Genomic DNA, 654 nt, shown 5'->3' with positions numbered 1-654 from the left:
AACCAGTCGCCATGCCCGTGGCGCTGGCACCGACCGGTTTAACCGGCATGCAATGGGCCGATGGCGAGATCAAAGCGGCGTGTGCTGCCGAACAATTTGGTGTGCCGTTTACGCTGTCGACGATGAGTATTTGCTCCATTGAAGACATCGCCGAACACACCACACAGCCGTTCTGGTTTCAGCTGTATGTGATGCGCGACCGCGACTTTATCGGCCGGTTAATCGACCGCGCCAAAGCGGCGGGTTGTTCGGCGTTGGTGATCACATTGGATTTGCAGATTCTCGGTCAGCGCCATAAAGATTTGCGCAATGGTTTGTCGGCACCGCCGAAGTTCACGCTCAATTCCATCTTGCAATTAATGAGCAAACCGGCCTGGGGTTTGCGCATGCTGGGGACCAAACGCCACGGCTTTGGCAACATCGTCGGACACGTTTCCGGTGTGGATGATTTGTCATCCTTGTCCGATTGGACCGCCAAGCAGTTCGACCCGAAACTGTCGTGGGATGACATCGCCTGGATCAAAGAACGCTGGGGCGGGCCGATCATTATCAAAGGCATTATGGATCCGGAAGACGCTCAGTCGGCGGTGAAAACCGGCGCCGATGCGATCATCGTGTCGAACCACGGCGGGCGGCAATTGGATGGCGCGCCGT

Annotated in this window: 1 protein-coding gene; it reads left to right on the top strand. The window is 56.9% G+C overall.

All coding sequences use genetic code 11. The features are described from left to right. On the top strand, positions 1-654 hold a 654-nt coding region (locus BGP77_RS08915), incomplete at both ends, for an alpha-hydroxy acid oxidase (protein WP_146171228.1).

The organism is Saccharospirillum sp. MSK14-1 (genome assembly GCF_003054965.1).
In the GTDB taxonomy this organism is placed as follows: Bacteria; Pseudomonadota; Gammaproteobacteria; order Pseudomonadales; family Natronospirillaceae; genus Saccharospirillum.
This window is presented reverse-complemented; position numbering and strand designations above follow the sequence as displayed.